Source organism: Ruegeria sp. ABF4_144, from assembly GCF_056160045.1.
The window spans coordinates 393,583-408,846 of sequence record NZ_JBSWWK010000002.1 but is presented as its reverse complement, the minus strand read 5'-3'; the positions used below and the strand labels follow the sequence as shown (position 1 = coordinate 408,846).

The window sequence follows — 15,264 nt, the reverse complement described above, 5'->3', positions numbered from 1 at the left end:
TTTCAGGTCAGTTTGCGGTCGCTGGTGGAACCAGCGTCATCGCAGTAATGATTTCGTCTTCGCGGATTCGCATCTCGGGGCGGATCAGTGCCATCAACGCGCCTGGATCGTCAGCTGAGCAGATGCCGCGGAACATCTCGCGGTTAAACAAACCTTCCAGGCCGCCTCCGCCCAGAGCATCCACCATCATCATGTCGTTCAGACACAGGGCATCATCCTCAATGCAGAGGTTGACGATCTTGTCCCACAACCCGTCTTCAACTGCGTCGTAGTAAGTGACGGGATGAGAAATGCTCGGTTGGTTCAACTTAGCCATCGCTTCGCGATCCAGCGCAGTGCCCTGAGCACGCACCTTTTCCACCCAGGCGTCAAAGTCGCCTTGGTCGAGCCCATGGAACTTGAACCGCATCTGCGAGAACCCCTCGCCGCTGTAATTGGCCGAGAACCCGTCATAGACGCCCGGCGCGTTAATCACTGCGTTCAGTTCTGTCTGCATACCAGACATTGCATAGATCTGGCCGGCCAATGCAGGCACGAAGAACGAGTTCATAACGGTGGTAGACGTAATCTCGAACTTGATCGGCCGATCCACGATTGCAGCCACCTCATTCACTGTGGCAATTCCCTCTTCAGGGTATATGAACAGCCATTTCCAATCCATCGCCGAGACTTGGATCACCATCGGCTCGACGTTCGGATCAATTGGTTGCCCGTCCGACAGACGGGTCAGCGGCTGAAACGGGTCTAGGCGATGAGTGGCCACATAAGTCAGACCCGCAAGGCTGATGATAATAGCGAGAGGAACGGACCAGATTATGATCTCGAGGCTGGTGGAATGATCCCAATCAGGCTCATACGTCGCGTCCTTGTTGGATTCGCGATACTTCCAAGCGAAGAACACCGTCAAGGCCATCACAGGCACGATGATGATCAGCATCAACACAGTGGAATACAGAATCAGATCAGCCTGCTGGCTGGCAACATCGCCGGATGGGTTGAGAACAACCATATCGCACCCGGGCAGTACGAATAGCGACAGCAGAGCCGTCGCGGAAAGTGCGCGCTTCATTTTTTTGCGTCTCTTGGTTCTGTTTTTCACTGAAGAATTGCTAAGCTGGCGAGACATTTCACATACCTCTGCTTGCAGGGGCCTTGTGCATGGTTTTCAGCCGTGCTGCAATGCGACAAAACATGACCCGCGAAAATACCTTTGGCGTGACGCTCCGGAAAGACTGGGTCAAATCAGGAGTATAACATGACAAACGTCAGTGACACACCACGATATACCGCTACGATAGACGAAGTGATCACAACGGTCGTCATGGCGCGAGTGACTGATTTCTTTGGATTTTTCGTTTATGCAATCGCGTCCGCGTTGGTTTTCCCGCAACTTCTCTTTCCGATGCTCGACCCGCTGAGCGGTACTTTGGCCTCGTTTGCGATTTTTTCACTGGCGTTTCTTGCCCGCCCTGTCGCCAGTCTTGCCGGGCGTACTTTGCAGTACAAAATCGGTCGGGTCGGGAAGGTGACGCTGGCTCTGTTTTTGCTTGGAACGTCCACTGTTGCGATCGGCTTGCTACCTGGATTCGAAAAAATAGGCTGGTTTGCACCAATATTGCTGGCCGTTTTCCGCGTTCTTCAGGGCCTAGGCCTTGGCGGTGCCTGGGACGGATTGACGCTGCAATTGCAAAATGCGGCACCTGAAAACCGCAAGGGCCTGTATGCCATGGTGCCGCAACTGGGTGGTCCGATCGGTTTCGTTGTGGCGGCCTCGATCTTTTACGTTTTGCACGGGTTCCTGACGCCGGAAGAATTCATAAAATGGGGTTGGCGTTTTGCCTTCTTTGCGGTGATGGCCGTGAATGTGGTGTCGCTCTATGCCCGTGTGCGGTTGCTGAACTCTGATTTGGGGGTCGAGCCAGAAGTAATGAAATCGGCACCGCTGCCCGAACTGGTTCGAAACGAAGGCAAGACAATCTTCCTGTCCGCCTGTTTGCCGCTGGCAAGTTATGCGCTGTTCCATATGGTTACAGTCTTCCCACTGGCATTTGCGGTCATTTACGAGCGTTTTGAAATCACCGAGGTTCTGACTGTGCAATTGATTGGCGGTGCGCTTGCGATTCTGTCGGTTATTGCCTCTGGTGTGTTGGCCGACCGGTACAATCGCCGCACAGTGATCCGCATCAGCACGATCTTGATCGTGTTGCTCAGCCTGATGATAGGGACTTTGGCTCACTACCCATATTACTACATTCTGTTTGGATTTGTGGTTCTGGGACTGGCTTATGGTCAGGCCGGTGCGATCGTGCCCCGTCGGTTCCCGAAGCAATACCGTTATTCGGGTTCAGCCATGGCAACCAATCTGTCGTGGATCATTGGCGCTGCTTTTGCGCCACTGGTCGGTATTGGCTTGACCGCGTTGCTGGGTCTGTGGGCGGCTGGCCTGTATTTGTTGTCGGGTGCTCTGGTTACATTTGCAGCTCTTTTCCTGCTGGACAAACGCGGGGCGGAAGAAGAGGTGCACAAGGCCGGTTGAACGGCAAAACCACCTGGGGGCGTGAGGCGCTGTGAGTTCTTCGATGTCCCCTTGTGTGAACAGATTGCCCCCACAGCCGAGGGGATCTGAAAGAAATCATGGTGCAACGTCGCCTTGAACTGGATCACCGTTTCAGCAATTCACCTGAATGGCAGTACAATCGGCCCGTCTGCGCCAAATTCCAAGACTCAGAATAAGTTTGCGAAAGTATCCTCGTGATCAACTGGCTATGAGCCCCGATCCTAAGAAACTCGCATGGACATGGTCGAATTTCCCCATTCAACAAACACTTCCGGAGGCGCCGGGGCGATGAAGGCAGCGCATAGCCCGCGCTGTTCCGCTTCGAGCAATCCAGCATCTGAGCCGAGGATCAGGACGGAAACGGAACCGTCTCGGCAGGGGAGATCGAGCCCTTCATATCGACTGACATGGCGTTTTCCGCCTCATTGAAAGTGGCCAGCCTGACTGTGCCGGACGGGGCTGTCTAAGCGCTAAGCTGGCAACCGCGGATGGGCGATACCTCGTGTTTGTTCCGGCTGGAAGATCGGGAAGGGACATATCTGATCGGTCAAGAGGGCAAGGCCGCAGAGGTTTGGAACAGCCTGACGCTGCCGGAAAGTACTGAGGCGCATATTGCATTTTCGATAGCGACCGACAGGGCAGGGACCCTGTCCATCTCGGCAAATGGTTTCGACGGCTCTGCTCATGTGCTGCGGCAGAGTGACGCCAACCTCGACGAGGATTTCATGGACCTCAATGAAACAACCGTGTTCGGGTCCAGCACTTTCACGGATCACCTGGCAAAACCCCGTGCCGTTGAATTCTATGAAAGTGCTACGCCGCTTGTGGCTTCGGTCGAGATGCCGGTTGCCGATGACGACATGTTTGCCCACGTGCTGGCAGTAGTCATGCACCGCCTGTTGTCGGTCTTAGAGGGCTGGAAAGACACGGAAACCTATGAATGGGGCTTGGCGACCGCTTCCTCACAGATTATCTGAATAGTTAACACGATCACTTACCAGCCATGCACCGTCCGATCGGCGCTTAAGCGAGTTCTGTACATGAGCAAGAAAGTCCCGACGCCCTGCATCGACGTCTGCAAGTTCCGCCGCGAAGGGCATTGCATCGGGTGCTCGATGACCAAAAGCCAGAAAAAGCTGTTCAAGTCGATCAAGCGCCCCGATCAGCAAGAGGCGTTTCTTCAGATGCTTGTCTGCCAGCAGGAACAAATGGGCCGGTACACCCATTGGGGACCGGCCTATCTGAAAAAGCTGAAAAAAAAGAAAGCCAAGGTCAAAATTACCCTGGCGGGCTAGCTCAACGCAGCATCGAACGCAGGAACCAGGCGAATTTTTCGTGGGTCTGACCACGGCTGATGCACAGATCTTCGGTCAGGGTATCGCCGTGTCCGGCGGCCAGTTCGCCAGCGCCCGCTAGGGTTGATGCCAGTGTTTCCTGAGCATCCAGCATCATCTGGATCATCTCTTTGTCGGTGGCGTCGCCTTCTTGCTCGTTTACTTTCGAGCGTTTCAGCATACCGGCCAGAGTACCTTCGGCATAGGCGTCCAGCGCTTTGACACGCTCGGCCAGATCGTCCTGTGCGACAAAGTGATCTTCGTAGATCTTCTGAAACAGGTCATGCAGAGGGCCAAAAGCCATGCCAGTCACGTTCCAGTGAAAGTTCTGCGCCAGCATTGTGGTCACTGCGGTTTCGGCAACGCATTGGTTGAGCGCATCCGCAATGGCGGCGCGAGAATCGGTCGTCAGGTCGATAGCTGTCTGGGTCATGAAATTCACCTTGATCCTTCGGTTAATTGCTCTGTTTGATTGAAAAAACAGCGCTCTAACACCTATTTAGAGGATCACCAGAGAATTCCAAGAACTTTTTAGAATAATTCTAAAACTGATGAAATTGCTCGGATATAGATCGGATAAGAAAGGCCAGATTTCCCTGCGTCCAACGGGGCACGCGGGATTGGATAAGGAATCGGAAACTGTCGTCATCCGAATTTTCAACTGCTTCGAACAGGCGTCCCAGCCAGGCCTCGTCAAAGGATAGTTCGGTGGTCCCGGGGCGGAAAAACACGGGCCGTTGCGAAACGGCCTGGCGGAACCCGCGCATCAGTGTTTCCGCGTGGCGCATCTGCGCGTCCGCTGGATCCGCCAGCAACAGGGCGCAGGCTTGATCCAAATCCACACGCGCGGCCGAGCGGCATTGCAATGCAACCATACGCAGATGATTGATGACCTGCATTGTCCGCTCGCGCAACTGTGGAGCGCGGGACGGTCGGATGTCTTCCGAGTGTGTGAAACTGATTGCCTGCATCACGATGTGGGACCACTTCAATTCTCAGTACCTGACAATAGTACTAAGATTTACTCCAAACAAGCTATGATGCAGAAAAAGTGAAAACTAGACCGTTGGCGACGGCCGCGTTTGCCGTTGATCACGTCATAGTCCGATAATTCGCGCAGCAGATCATCTTTAAGGGTGCCGCGTACAGGTTAGGACGCGGCGGTCACTTTTTTGTTCGTCGAGTTGTCGCTCTCAGCAATTCTCTCAAATGCGTTCCAGTTGAGATCCACGAAGACGCTATTGTCGATTTCAACGTAGTGGCGCGCATCGACTTGATTGCGCTCCGGCGGGGTTACGATGATGGTGTTGTCATCGAGCGTGACAAGTCGCGGCTCGGTCACGTCGATTTCGATCCGCTCACCCGTGTCGTGGTTGGCCGGGGTCAGCGTGCCTTCTCCGGCTTGAATCTTTTCAGTGAAAGTTAGGGTTGGAGCCCGGTTATTAGCAATAACGCGCCGTTGTAGTCCGGTATGGCAGACACAATAAACGGGCCTGCTTCACCACCCATTTGATCCGGGTTAGCGCATAAACCAACCCGTCGGAAGAGAACCCTAGCTGTCCGTCACGGCAGTGATTGACTTCAGAGCGGTATGCAGTTTAGCGACATTCACGTCGTCTAGTTTCGCAACCATAGTCGGGCAGAAACCAGCGCTGTCTTCGGTCGCCGGATCGCTATCCATACCACCTGTCGTAACTTTGTCATCAGGACTTCAGGCATAGGCTTTTTCATCCTCTGTCAGCGCCATGTGTGACCTCATCCACGATCCTGCCGTTTGCGAAAACAGGTTTCGAACGTCTTGTAGCATCGCCAAACTTTGGCTCCAGCTTGGTGTTTGGCTGAACCCAATGTCAGAACCTTCTGAAATATACCAAACAAGAATCGTCGGGATTTCTTTTAATTATCTTAATTATTTAGCAATTTTTGCCGTTTTGGGCTCATTCCGAAAGAGTGCTAGTATTGGCCCTCATAGTCGCTTCCAAGCAGCGCGCAAAAATAGCCAGGGAGACTAATGATGAAGGGTGACAAGAAAGTAATCGAATACCTTAACAAAGCACTTCGGCACGAATTGACGGCCGTAAGCCAATATTGGTTGCATTATCGCCTTCAGGACGACTGGGGCCTGGGGAGCATGGCCAAGAAAAGCCGTGAGGAATCCATTGAAGAAATGGAGCACGCCGACAAATTGATACAGCGGATCATTCTTTTGGAAGGTCATCCAAACCTACAGAAACTGGATCCGCTGAAGATCGGTGAAAACCCGCGTGAAACGCTGGAATGTGATCTGGCAGCCGAGCAAAGCGCTCGAGCCCTCTACAAAGAAGCCAGAGATGTATGCAAGGACGCGGGTGATTACGTGTCTATGGGTTTGTTTGAAGAACTGATGTCAGACGAGGAAGGTCACATTGATTTTCTTGAGACGCAGTTGGATCTCTATGATCGCGTCGGGCCTGAGCTGTTTGCTCAACTTAACGCGACGAAGATGGAAGACGCAGACTAACCCTGTCAGGTCATCGCTCGACGGCATTGACGTAATTGCGGCGCGTGAGATGAGGCGGTTCAAGACGGCGTTTCCGACACAGGAAGGCACGGTCGAAGGACACACTGTTGGGAACGTTACTGGATGAAAAGTAGCAGATGGTGCTTCGGAAAATAAGGCTGGAGACACTCCATCTGTTGGTTAGTCAGCCAGAATAGAAAGCTGATTATTTCCTCTGAAGATCAGGGGCCAGAATCATTGAGCCGAGACAGCGACAGCAAATCTAACGGTTCCTGAACCTAGTGAAACGCACGTTCTATCCAATGCGCTACACTGGTCGCATACGTTCGGTCATTCTGTCTTCCCAATTCCATAAAGTACGCGCGGCCAGAAACCAGGACTTCGTCTCGTACCAATACCAGTTCATCGGATTGAAGGTACTTGTCGATCAGTCCATGCCAGCCCAAAACTATGCCTTGTCCAGCACAGGCCGATTTCAGGACCATTTCGTAAGAATTAAATGTCGTTCCGCTCGACGCGTTGACAACCCCGTCGCTGGCCTCAAGAAGCCATGTTTCCCAATCGTACCAAGGCGTGTCTCCATCTACGTTAGTAAGATGGATTAGTTTGTGTTTGCCAATGTCATCAAAATTTTCAAGCAAACCATACTCGGCCACATAACTTGGTGAAGCAACGGCAGATACCCGTTCATCCAAAAGACGAACAGCCGTATCTGATACGCGTTCACTATCCGTAAGATGGATTGTTATATCTGTGTCGAACTTGGCAGCATGTGGGGTTTGCGAAGACAGGATTTGTATATTGAGACCCGTGAAGCTGTCCAAAATCTCTGGTAATATTGGCAGCAGCCACAATGCAGCAAAAGCAAAGTCCACAGAAACCAGAACAGTTTTTTCGTTTTGGTTTCTCTCTAAAGATTCCATGGCAATTCGAAGGTCTTCTACGGGTTTTTCAACAAGTTTCCATAGTGTCTTCGCCGTAGATGTCGGGTTAAGGCCGCGCGACGTTCGTTCGAATAGAACGTGGCCCAAAGATCTTTCTAAATTTTGAACACGTTTACTCAAACTTGGTTGAGATATTCCCAGAACCTTTGCAGCTCGGGACAGAGATTTCACACGATAGACCGTTGTAAATACGACAAAATCACCCGAGTGACGCATCAACTTGCTATAGCTTTTGTCTATGGCAGCCATTCCTTACTGCTACTTCACTCACTTCCGTTAGGCCAGTAACAATTAACGATTACGACGCGGACGGCAAAAAAGAAGGCACAGCGAAAAGAGTGATCGACCTGAAACTGGCGACAAGCCTGTTGGCCAGGCTCTTGTTCCGAAACGGCCCATTGGCTCGTTCAAATTTCAATCCGGCTGCCGGGCATACAGTGATGTCAGGCGAAAAACCACAATGTTCAGAATGAACTGACTATCGGCGGCCACAAGAAGCACCAACACAAGGGAGAACAACCTGTGAAACCACCTTTAACAGATTTACCAATCCAAACGGCGGACAAGGGTTTTTATAGTGGCTTTAGCGTCAATGTTACCGTTGTATCCAAGATCATCATCAGCGTGCTCGTTGTTTGGTGTATCTTCTGGCCTGCGCAAGCCGGAGCAACACTAGGTGCTTGGAACAGCTCTATCCTAAATAACTTTGCCGCCTGGTACATTTGGGTCGTCGCCTTGTTCGTTGTGGTGTGTCTGGGATTGGCGATCTGGCCGGCCGCAGGACGCATGCTGTTAGGTCAGCCGGGGGACGAGCCGGAGTTCTCGAACTTCTCATGGTTCTCCATGATGTTTGGTGCCGGTATCGGTGTTGGCATGCTGACTTGGGCGGTTGCAGAGCCGGTATCGCATTTTCAGAATAACCCAAGCGTTATTCAGGGCATTACCACGTCGGGTGGTGCAGACAATATCCGTACGGCATATGTTTGGTCCTTCCTGCACTGGGGTGCTGGCGCATGGGCCTGCTATGCAATCATCGGATTGGCGCTGGCATTCTTCGCTTATCGTCGCGGTTTGCCACTGACGATCCGCTCGGCTCTGACGCCCCTATTTGGCAAGGCCCTGTCTGGCACGATCGGTCATATCATTGATATCGTTGCTGTTGTCGCGACCATTCTGGGTGTTGCGCAAACTCTGGGGTTTGGTGTCGATCAGTTTGTTGCCGGTCTGACCCGTATTGGTGTTGGCGGTCTTGTACACCCTGACGGGGCGGTGAACGCAGCTGGTGAAAGCATTGCGGGAACCGTGAACTTTGTGGGCATTCTGGTGGCACTTAGCTTCATCATGGGCGCGTCGACCCTTTCGGCCTTGTCCGGTGTTGGCAAAGGCATCAAATGGCTTTCGAACATCAACATGGTTCTGTCCATATTCCTGCTGGGTTTCTTCATCATCTTCGGTGCCACCTGGTTTGGTGCAACGGCGCTGATCGTCGGCCTGTGGGACTATGTTCTGGCTCTGCCTTACCTGAGCTTCAATGTTTACCGTTCAGACGGTGTTGAAGGGTCCGAAGCCTTCCTGCTGGCACAATGGCAGGGCTGGTGGCCGGTATTCTACTGGGCCTGGTGGATCGCGTTTGCACCCTTCGTTGGCCTGTTTCTTGCGCGCATCTCGAAAGGTCGCACCATTCGCGAATTCGTTCTGGGCGCGATGCTGGTTCCGGGTCTGATGTGCTGCATCTGGTTCTCGTGGGCCGGTGGCACCGCGATTGATCTGGAGCTGAACGGAAGCGCAAACGGCGTGATCTTTGATGCAGGTAATGGCGACAAAATCTTTGCGATGACCGAATTCATGCTGGCTCCAATTGCCCAAGCACTGGCTTGGGCTATGGCGGTGCTGATCGTTATCCTGCTGATGACGTTCCTCGTAACTTCGGCTGACTCGGCGGTTCTGATTGTAAACACAATCAATGCTGCCGGCGACGAAGGCCCAAAAGCGCGTCCTCACATCCTGTTTTGGGGCGCAGCACTGGCACTGGTTGTTGGCGGTCTGTTGCTTTCGGGCGGAACCGGTGCAATTCAGACCGCGATGGTGATCGGGGCGTTGCCCTTCTCAATCGTGATGGTCTTGATGTGCTTTGCGCTGATCAAGGCGATCTACAATGACAGTCGCCGAGAAGCAAAGGGCGTGCCGACTACTCATGGCGAGATCGGGGAGCTGACGGCAGGCGAATAGAGCTGCGAAGGCGATACACGCCTTCTTTGACATTCTGACTCCCTCAGACGTCAAACACTGGCGCCACTCAGACTTCGGGTGGCGCCTTTTTGTTGTTCTGAAACTATGATTTTATGCGGAGAGCGAGTGATTTAGCCGCAACGGACTGCACGGCGTTGAGGGTGTGGGTGCCCACGCAACCTGAATGGAGACGTCTAAACCTCGTTAAGCATCGTCTGATAGCTAGGAATTGCCTCGCCAGATTAAGACCGCACAAACGTTTTACAGAACCGAGCTCACGTAAAAAACTCGGCTCTAAAGTAGAGAATGATGAAAACTTAGCGTCCTAGACAGTGCCTTGTGCGTAATGATCTCTGGAAATAGCATTACGGCTTGTTTGCTCGTTTTGAACTGGCTACCGCTCACGCGTGAAGATCTCATCCCAAAATGCCGCGCCTTAAGGGTTTCCCTTTTCCTCGCGCGATTATCGCCAATGCCGTCTTGGTCCACTATGGCTTGGCGCTCAGTACTCCTGATGTAAAAAACTTGCTCGCGGAACATGGCGGACTGTCCGCTGCGTTCAACAACTTGGCAATGACGAGCTTTGAGCTCGATGGCTTCAACTCAGATTGTCTCGTACCCATTCTGCAGAGTCTTTGATGCGTTGGCGACCTGAAAGGTAGCCGTCAATGATTTCTGAAAGGCGTTGTTTTCCGAAAGATGGGTAGTGGCCGCCGTGAATGGTCGTCAGAGGCAGTTCCTGCACACGGCGCAGAGAGGTTTTGAATTGCTCGGAATCTGAATGGTAGAGCGTATCAAGCAGATCACCGTCATAAACAACGTCACCGCTGAACAAGGTGCCTGTTTCTTCCTCGAACAGGGCAATTGACCCTGGCGAGTGACCGGGCATGTGAAAGACCTTAAAAACCCGGTTCCCCAGATCAATGATATCCCCCTCATCCAACAGCTGCGTCAGAGGCGCTGGTTTGACAAAATAGTCCTCATGGCGGAAGCCTTTATAGGGCAGAGCGGTGAAAGTTTCGGCCCGCACATATCCAGTATCGGCAACGGTATTGGCGGCAGTCGGTTCCGCGATAATCTGCGCTTCATGGCGATGTCCGCAGCGGTGGTCGAACTGATGCAGACCGCCAGCGTGGTCAAAGTGAGAATGGGTCATGATAGCAGTCAGAGGGCGCTCAGTCAGGAAGGCAACTTCCTCGACCAACGGACGCAATCCCATTCCGGTGTCGATGATCAGATCCCTGTCACGCCCACGAACGTGCCAGATATTGCAGCGCAACCAGTCCGCAACGTATTTCTCACGGATCAGACTGATATTGTCTGAAAATGGTATGACTTCATACCAGTCGCGGGCAATTGGCTTCTCTATGATCTGATTCCTTTAGTCTTTAGTGCCTGTTCTACATAAGACCGACCTGAATTAGGAAAATTCCTTCAGTGCTGTCGCAAACCCTGTTCCTTCCTGTCAGGTCGAGCGCAGTTTTGCTGCTATGTGCTCCAAACGGATAGGAGCAACCATGACGCTCTCATTCAAGGACGCAGATTTCAATTGGCTCTCATGCGTTTGGTGCCCGAGCGCTTGAAGATGTATTGAACGCGTTACAGCCGCTATCTGAACCGGGATAGGCGCTGGTCTACGCGCTTGGGCTGACCTTATGAGGAGGACAAGCCGCTATGGGCGATTGCGTCGTATTCTGAGTTTTGCAGATCATGACGCACGCGGGCATAGGCTTGCGCCATCGCTGTCAGGGTGTGGGGCGGGCAACCGATCTGTTTCAGGCAAGAGGCGTCAATAACGCGCAATTGCCCGTCAAAGGCCGTTTTGACCACGTCATCAACTGCGCACTGGTCGGCTCCAAGGGTTAGCCGGTGATAGTGAAAACCTTGTCCCGGCGCGGTCTGGCCCAGCCTGTTACGAACACTATGTGCATCCAGCCAATTCAGGAAACACTGCAACTTCGTGTCGGGTTCCTGATCCAGCGTAGGGGTGGCTTCGGTCTTACTGTCGGCGGGGTGATGTCGAAACTGAACTTGCGTTTTCGGCGTCCACAGTCGGATCGGTTGCACGAAGTCGAATATTCGGCCGAACCGGCGACCTCGCAACCGGGGCCCAAGCCCGAAATTGGTGGTCAACAGGCTGATGGGCGCCTGCGACACCGCATAAATCGAGGCGAACAGATCGCAGTGCCCGCCATTTTTTTTCATGACTGTTAGGGAGTTGAAATTGCCACTGTTGGCGTAGGTGTGCGTTGGACCAAGAATGCGATCCAGCCTGAAACAGTTGATGGTATAGGGGGCGTGATCGCGAAAACCGATTTCTGAGACATTGGGAATGCTGCGTGCCAAGGTTTTCGCTGTTCCCAGAACGCCAGCGGCCAGAAAAACAAGGCGCGCGCGGACCTGCGTGCCCCCGCCCAGATCCAAACGCAGAACGCCCTGTTCCTTTTCGATCCGCTTTACCCGCCCGGACAGGACTTCGACATTGGGGATTTCTTGCAGCCGTGCCTCGACTGCAAGCGCCATCGCATTCAATTGGCTGCCAGGCGCGTCCTTGGTGCCGACCAACAGGCGTGGGGCGCTGGCTTCGAAATCGCTGTCCAGACTTTGCTGCTGGGTACCGCCGATCACCTCAAGATCCGTCTGAACCGCATCACAAGCGGTTTGATACGCCTTCCAGTTCTCCAAAAACGGACCGCGTCCCCAAGGGTCATCGCTGTCGTAAACCTGAAGCTGTTTACCCCAGTAATTGGCAAGACCGCCCACTTCGGCTGCGGCATACATCGGCGGTGCGTCTCCGGACACAGGCATACGATCGGCCAGACAAGCCGGTTTTTGCCGTTCAAAAGCGACCGAAACCACTTTTGCAGGACCACCCTGCCAAGGGTCGGGTGTAGCGCCGGTGATCACGGCCAGTGATCCCGAAAACCCTCGCAATGCGGTCAGTGCGGCGTAACCGGCAGGTCCTGCGCCAATCAGTGCAATATCGAACGCGTGCATTACTCAGCCCTTTTGTCCCGCGCGAACGGTCGCTTGGGAACGTCCGCGATCAAACATCTGGCCGGATGACAGAGTTCTGTTGTTGAAAAACGAGTTCTTTGGATTCTGAGCCAAACCGATCGGGACAGAGCTGGGAGGACGGCGTATTTCGTATTTTGCATCGCAGGAAAAACCCTCCGCCAATACTGCCTCAAACACTGAGGCCCTCATTACAACTTCAAAACAATTAGTCGACCAAACGCGAAAACCGGGCGAGGCCAAGAGAAAGAAAACCGACGCTGCTATCCCTAAAAAAACAATTGGGTGCAGCAAAAATAGAAGCTTGCTCCTTTTTTGATTGAGTCCCTGTGTAAAACTACGCCAGCAAAGTTGCGCTAATCAAGCGCGCGCTTTTCTTCCTGCGCTTTCTTGCCAACCGTACATTGGTCTAAATTCCGAGTTTCAAAAATCACCCTCAGACTAGGGGCGTTGTTTCGGATTCAGGAGTTATTGGATCAATTCCATCGGATCGGCTCTGTTCAGGCGCTCCGCTTGTCATCAACGTGCGAGGAGGCTTTGGCTAATCGGTCAAGTTCCGTTTGATACCCTCGCAGCTCTTCCAGCAGGCCTTCGCTGGATACAGTGTTGGTCTTAATCTGTGCGTTCAAGCCCTCAAGCACCGGCTTAGCTTTTTCCACCAGATTTTCGCCTTGGGCAGTACTGCGCACAACTTTGACTTTCGCATTGTCCGGGTTGCGCGAGCGCTGGATATGCCCTGCTTTTTCAAGCCGTGCCAACCCATTGCTGACATGCGGCTTTTGCAACCCACATTCGTCGCAAATGTCCTGAGCTCGGCAGGATTGCAGGCTTACGACGGCGCGCAAGATGCGCCAGTCCTGCCAGTTCAGCCCTGTCTGGTCGTATACGATTTGGGAATAGAGCAGCATTAACTTGTGCGACAGGGAATGAATGGCGGCGATCAAGCCCTCGCCTGCCATTGAATCTTTGATATCATCCCGGGTCGACATTCCAAGTCATCTTTCTGGTTTACATATGTAATTGACAATATTGTAGGCGCATTGCAACGCTGTGTATCAAGACTAAAGTGCCATCGGCACGAAAACACAAGGGAGAGTCATGCGTAGGATGTTGAAAGCGGCGGTGGCCGCTACAGTCATCGCGGTGGCACCGGTGATGGTGCAGGCCGAAACAATTATCCGGGTCACACTTCAATTGCCAGAAACCCATTCGCTCGGACAGAACTGGATCGCCTTCAAGGAAATCATTGAAGAGAAGTCAGGTGGCGAATTGACTGTTCAGCTATTCCCGTCAGCGCAGCTTTATAAAGACAAGGAAGTTCCAGAAGCAGTAGGCTCAGGCGCAGTCGAGGCCGGTTCTGCGTTTCTTGGCCGGTTCACCGGGGCTGTGCCGGCGGTGGACGTCGTGAACCTGCCGTTCTTCTTCCGCGACGAAGACCATCTGCGCGCTGCTGTTGCCACTGGATCACCGATGCGCAACGTCCTTGATGCCGCGGTGCTCGAAGAAACAGGGGCCAAAGTTCTTTGGTGGCAGGCTTTCGGGCGCAACGTCTATTTGTCGAACGGTTCCGCCATCCGGACGCCATCCGACCTGAGCGATCAAAAAGTCCGGACCTACGGAAAAGTGCTTGGCTGGACGGTCGAAGCGCTTGGTGGCGCACCAACGCTGATGTCGGGGTCCAAACAGTTTCTCGCCTATCAACAGGGGGCTGTTGACGTAGGCATGACAGGCGCCTCTGCTGTGAAGTCTCGCAAATTGCACGAGGTTATGGACCACATGACACTGTCTTATGACAGTGCCATCGAATTCGTCGCTGTCATGAACAATGACTTCTTTGAAAGTCTGTCACCCGAGCACCAGCAGATCATTCTGGACGCAGCCGCCGAGGTTGAGCAGCAATTACGTGACGCGATTTACGCAGAAGAAGATGCAATCGTTGAAGAAATGCGCGGTGTGATGACCGTTGTCGAGCTGACAGACGAAGAACGCCAGCAATGGGTTGAGGCAACCTCCAGCGTGGCCCAGCGTTTCGTTGATGATGCCGGTGATACGGCAGCTCAGGTGGTTTCTGCCGCTTCCGGAATTTAACCCCTTAATAACAATGTCAAAGCAATCGGGCTGTTGCAGTTCGATTGCTTCTTTATCTTCTGGCGAGTTACTCAGAATGCTACAAGCACTGACCAAATTCGTTGACTGGCTGTCCGAGTTCTTTGGCATTGTCGCCGGGTGGATGTTTTTTGCCGTTGGCATATTCGTGGCCTACGAGGTCTTCATGCGCTATGTGCTAACGAGCCCGACTGTCTGGGTGGATGAGGTTTCGCGGATATTTCAGGTATGGGGTACATTTGCTGCGACGGCCTATGTGCTCAAGCACCGCCAGCACATCATAATTGATTTGACGTTTCGGGATGTGAACTCGTTGCAGCGCCGGATCGTCGAAACGTTTTCATTGCTTGTTATTGTATTCTTCGGCTGCGTCGCTGCTCGTTATGGCTGGGACATCTGGCTGAAATCCACGCTCTCTGGGCATACGACGGACAGCTACCTTGCTATCCCCAAGGCCTATACACAATCCGCGATTTGGGTCGGGTTCGGGTTGTTGGCGCTGCAGGCGTTGGCAGAGATCTACAAGGTCTGGACCGGGCAGGCGAACCTGCAACGCTCTGAATTGGGGAGCCACTGATC

At 53.1% G+C, this 15,264-nt stretch carries 16 protein-coding genes; 7 read left to right on the top strand and 9 right to left on the bottom strand.

Annotated features, from left to right (window positions below; genetic code table 11):
- Window positions 1-7 precede the first annotated feature (7 nt).
- Complete coding sequence (gene cyoA / locus ACXAGD_RS20140; RefSeq protein WP_475213350.1) at window positions 8-1,069, bottom strand: ubiquinol oxidase subunit II; 1,062 nt, start codon at window positions 1,067-1,069, stop codon at window positions 8-10.
- 186 nt (window positions 1,070-1,255) lie between these two features.
- On the opposite strand from cyoA, the gene ACXAGD_RS20135 reads away from it, so the two are divergent.
- The 3 genes from ACXAGD_RS20135 to ACXAGD_RS20125 all read left to right on the top strand — a co-directional run bounded on the left by ACXAGD_RS20135 (window position 1,256) and on the right by ACXAGD_RS20125 (window position 3,852).
- Window positions 1,256-2,536, top strand: coding sequence for an MFS transporter (locus ACXAGD_RS20135; protein ID WP_475213348.1), 1,281 nt, complete (start codon window positions 1,256-1,258; stop codon window positions 2,534-2,536).
- Window positions 2,537-3,045: 509 nt separating this feature from the next.
- Window positions 3,046-3,534: a hypothetical protein gene (locus ACXAGD_RS20130; protein WP_475213346.1), complete on the top strand. Its 489-nt coding sequence runs from the start codon at window positions 3,046-3,048 to the stop codon at window positions 3,532-3,534.
- A 63-nt stretch (window positions 3,535-3,597) separates the two neighbouring features.
- The gene (locus ACXAGD_RS20125; protein ID WP_475213344.1) at window positions 3,598-3,852 is read left to right on the top strand and encodes a DUF1289 domain-containing protein; all 255 of its coding nucleotides are present in this window, start codon (window positions 3,598-3,600) and stop codon (window positions 3,850-3,852) included.
- Between the two features lies 1 nt (window position 3,853).
- Here ACXAGD_RS20125 and ACXAGD_RS20120 read toward each other — a convergent pair whose 3' ends face one another.
- From ACXAGD_RS20120 to ACXAGD_RS20105, 4 genes are all read right to left on the bottom strand, one after another.
- A complete protein-coding gene (locus ACXAGD_RS20120) occupies window positions 3,854-4,324 on the bottom strand; it encodes a Dps family protein (RefSeq protein WP_475213342.1) in 471 nt (156 codons plus the stop codon).
- Between the two features lie 109 nt (window positions 4,325-4,433).
- Window positions 4,434-4,883 carry a hypothetical protein gene (locus tag ACXAGD_RS20115; RefSeq protein ID WP_475213340.1) on the bottom strand — a complete coding sequence of 150 codons (450 nt, stop codon included), beginning with the start codon at window positions 4,881-4,883 and terminating at the stop codon, window positions 4,434-4,436.
- A 158-nt stretch (window positions 4,884-5,041) separates the two neighbouring features.
- Window positions 5,042-5,233, bottom strand: a complete 192-nt coding sequence (locus ACXAGD_RS20110) for a hypothetical protein (RefSeq protein ID WP_475213338.1) — start codon at window positions 5,231-5,233, stop codon at window positions 5,042-5,044.
- A 210-nt stretch (window positions 5,234-5,443) separates the two neighbouring features.
- The gene (locus ACXAGD_RS20105) at window positions 5,444-5,572 is read right to left on the bottom strand and encodes a hypothetical protein (RefSeq protein ID WP_475213336.1); all 129 of its coding nucleotides are present in this window, start codon (window positions 5,570-5,572) and stop codon (window positions 5,444-5,446) included.
- Window positions 5,573-5,905: 333 nt separating this feature from the next.
- Between ACXAGD_RS20105 and bfr the strand changes: the two genes are divergently transcribed.
- Window positions 5,906-6,391 carry a bacterioferritin gene (gene bfr / locus ACXAGD_RS20100; RefSeq protein ID WP_170330683.1) on the top strand — a complete coding sequence of 162 codons (486 nt, stop codon included), beginning with the start codon at window positions 5,906-5,908 and terminating at the stop codon, window positions 6,389-6,391.
- A 278-nt stretch (window positions 6,392-6,669) separates the two neighbouring features.
- Here the strand turns inward: bfr and ACXAGD_RS20095 are convergent, their stop codons facing one another.
- A complete protein-coding gene (locus ACXAGD_RS20095; RefSeq protein WP_475213333.1) occupies window positions 6,670-7,584 on the bottom strand; it encodes a LysR family transcriptional regulator in 915 nt (304 codons plus the stop codon).
- A gap of 273 nt (window positions 7,585-7,857) precedes the next feature.
- Between ACXAGD_RS20095 and ACXAGD_RS20090 the strand changes: the two genes are divergently transcribed.
- Window positions 7,858-9,564, top strand: a complete 1,707-nt coding sequence (locus ACXAGD_RS20090) for a BCCT family transporter (RefSeq protein ID WP_475213331.1) — start codon at window positions 7,858-7,860, stop codon at window positions 9,562-9,564.
- A gap of 598 nt (window positions 9,565-10,162) precedes the next feature.
- Here ACXAGD_RS20090 and ACXAGD_RS20085 read toward each other — a convergent pair.
- The 3 genes from ACXAGD_RS20085 to ACXAGD_RS20075 all read right to left on the bottom strand — a co-directional run bounded on the left by ACXAGD_RS20085 (window position 10,163) and on the right by ACXAGD_RS20075 (window position 13,568).
- The gene (locus ACXAGD_RS20085) at window positions 10,163-10,873 is read right to left on the bottom strand and encodes an MBL fold metallo-hydrolase (RefSeq protein ID WP_475213492.1); all 711 of its coding nucleotides are present in this window, start codon (window positions 10,871-10,873) and stop codon (window positions 10,163-10,165) included.
- A gap of 344 nt (window positions 10,874-11,217) precedes the next feature.
- Window positions 11,218-12,561 carry a hypothetical protein gene (locus ACXAGD_RS20080; protein ID WP_475213329.1) on the bottom strand — a complete coding sequence of 448 codons (1,344 nt, stop codon included), beginning with the start codon at window positions 12,559-12,561 and terminating at the stop codon, window positions 11,218-11,220.
- Between the two features lie 518 nt (window positions 12,562-13,079).
- Entirely contained in the window at window positions 13,080-13,568 is a 489-nt protein-coding gene (locus tag ACXAGD_RS20075; protein ID WP_475213327.1) for a MarR family winged helix-turn-helix transcriptional regulator, read from the bottom strand.
- 109 nt (window positions 13,569-13,677) lie between these two features.
- Between ACXAGD_RS20075 and ACXAGD_RS20070 the strand changes: the two genes are divergently transcribed.
- The gene (locus tag ACXAGD_RS20070; RefSeq protein ID WP_475213325.1) at window positions 13,678-14,667 is read left to right on the top strand and encodes a TRAP transporter substrate-binding protein; all 990 of its coding nucleotides are present in this window, start codon (window positions 13,678-13,680) and stop codon (window positions 14,665-14,667) included.
- A gap of 76 nt (window positions 14,668-14,743) precedes the next feature.
- Complete coding sequence (locus tag ACXAGD_RS20065) at window positions 14,744-15,262, top strand: TRAP transporter small permease (RefSeq protein WP_475213323.1); 519 nt, start codon at window positions 14,744-14,746, stop codon at window positions 15,260-15,262.
- Window positions 15,263-15,264 lie beyond the last annotated feature (2 nt).

Bases quoted from the DNA above. Each gene is read 5' to 3' on its own strand.
- ACXAGD_RS20075 (WP_475213327.1), bottom strand. From the start codon at position 13,568: ATGTCGACCCGGGATGATATCAAAGATTCAATGGCAGGCGAGGGCTTG.
- ACXAGD_RS20070 (WP_475213325.1), top strand. From the start codon at position 13,678: ATGCGTAGGATGTTGAAAGCGGCGGTGGCCGCTACAGTCATCGCGGTG.
- bfr (WP_170330683.1), top strand. From the start codon at position 5,906: ATGAAGGGTGACAAGAAAGTAATCGAATACCTTAACAAAGCACTTCGG.
- cyoA (WP_475213350.1), bottom strand. From the start codon at position 1,069: ATGAAGCGCGCACTTTCCGCGACGGCTCTGCTGTCGCTATTCGTACTG.
- ACXAGD_RS20080 (WP_475213329.1), bottom strand. From the start codon at position 12,561: ATGCACGCGTTCGATATTGCACTGATTGGCGCAGGACCTGCCGGTTAC.
- ACXAGD_RS20105 (WP_475213336.1), bottom strand. From the start codon at position 5,572: ATGGATAGCGATCCGGCGACCGAAGACAGCGCTGGTTTCTGCCCGACT.
- ACXAGD_RS20130 (WP_475213346.1), top strand. From the start codon at position 3,046: ATGGGCGATACCTCGTGTTTGTTCCGGCTGGAAGATCGGGAAGGGACA.
- ACXAGD_RS20135 (WP_475213348.1), top strand. From the start codon at position 1,256: ATGACAAACGTCAGTGACACACCACGATATACCGCTACGATAGACGAA.
- ACXAGD_RS20065 (WP_475213323.1), top strand. From the start codon at position 14,744: ATGCTACAAGCACTGACCAAATTCGTTGACTGGCTGTCCGAGTTCTTT.
- ACXAGD_RS20120 (WP_475213342.1), bottom strand. From the start codon at position 4,324: ATGACCCAGACAGCTATCGACCTGACGACCGATTCTCGCGCCGCCATT.
- ACXAGD_RS20125 (WP_475213344.1), top strand. From the start codon at position 3,598: ATGAGCAAGAAAGTCCCGACGCCCTGCATCGACGTCTGCAAGTTCCGC.
- ACXAGD_RS20095 (WP_475213333.1), bottom strand. From the start codon at position 7,584: ATGGCTGCCATAGACAAAAGCTATAGCAAGTTGATGCGTCACTCGGGT.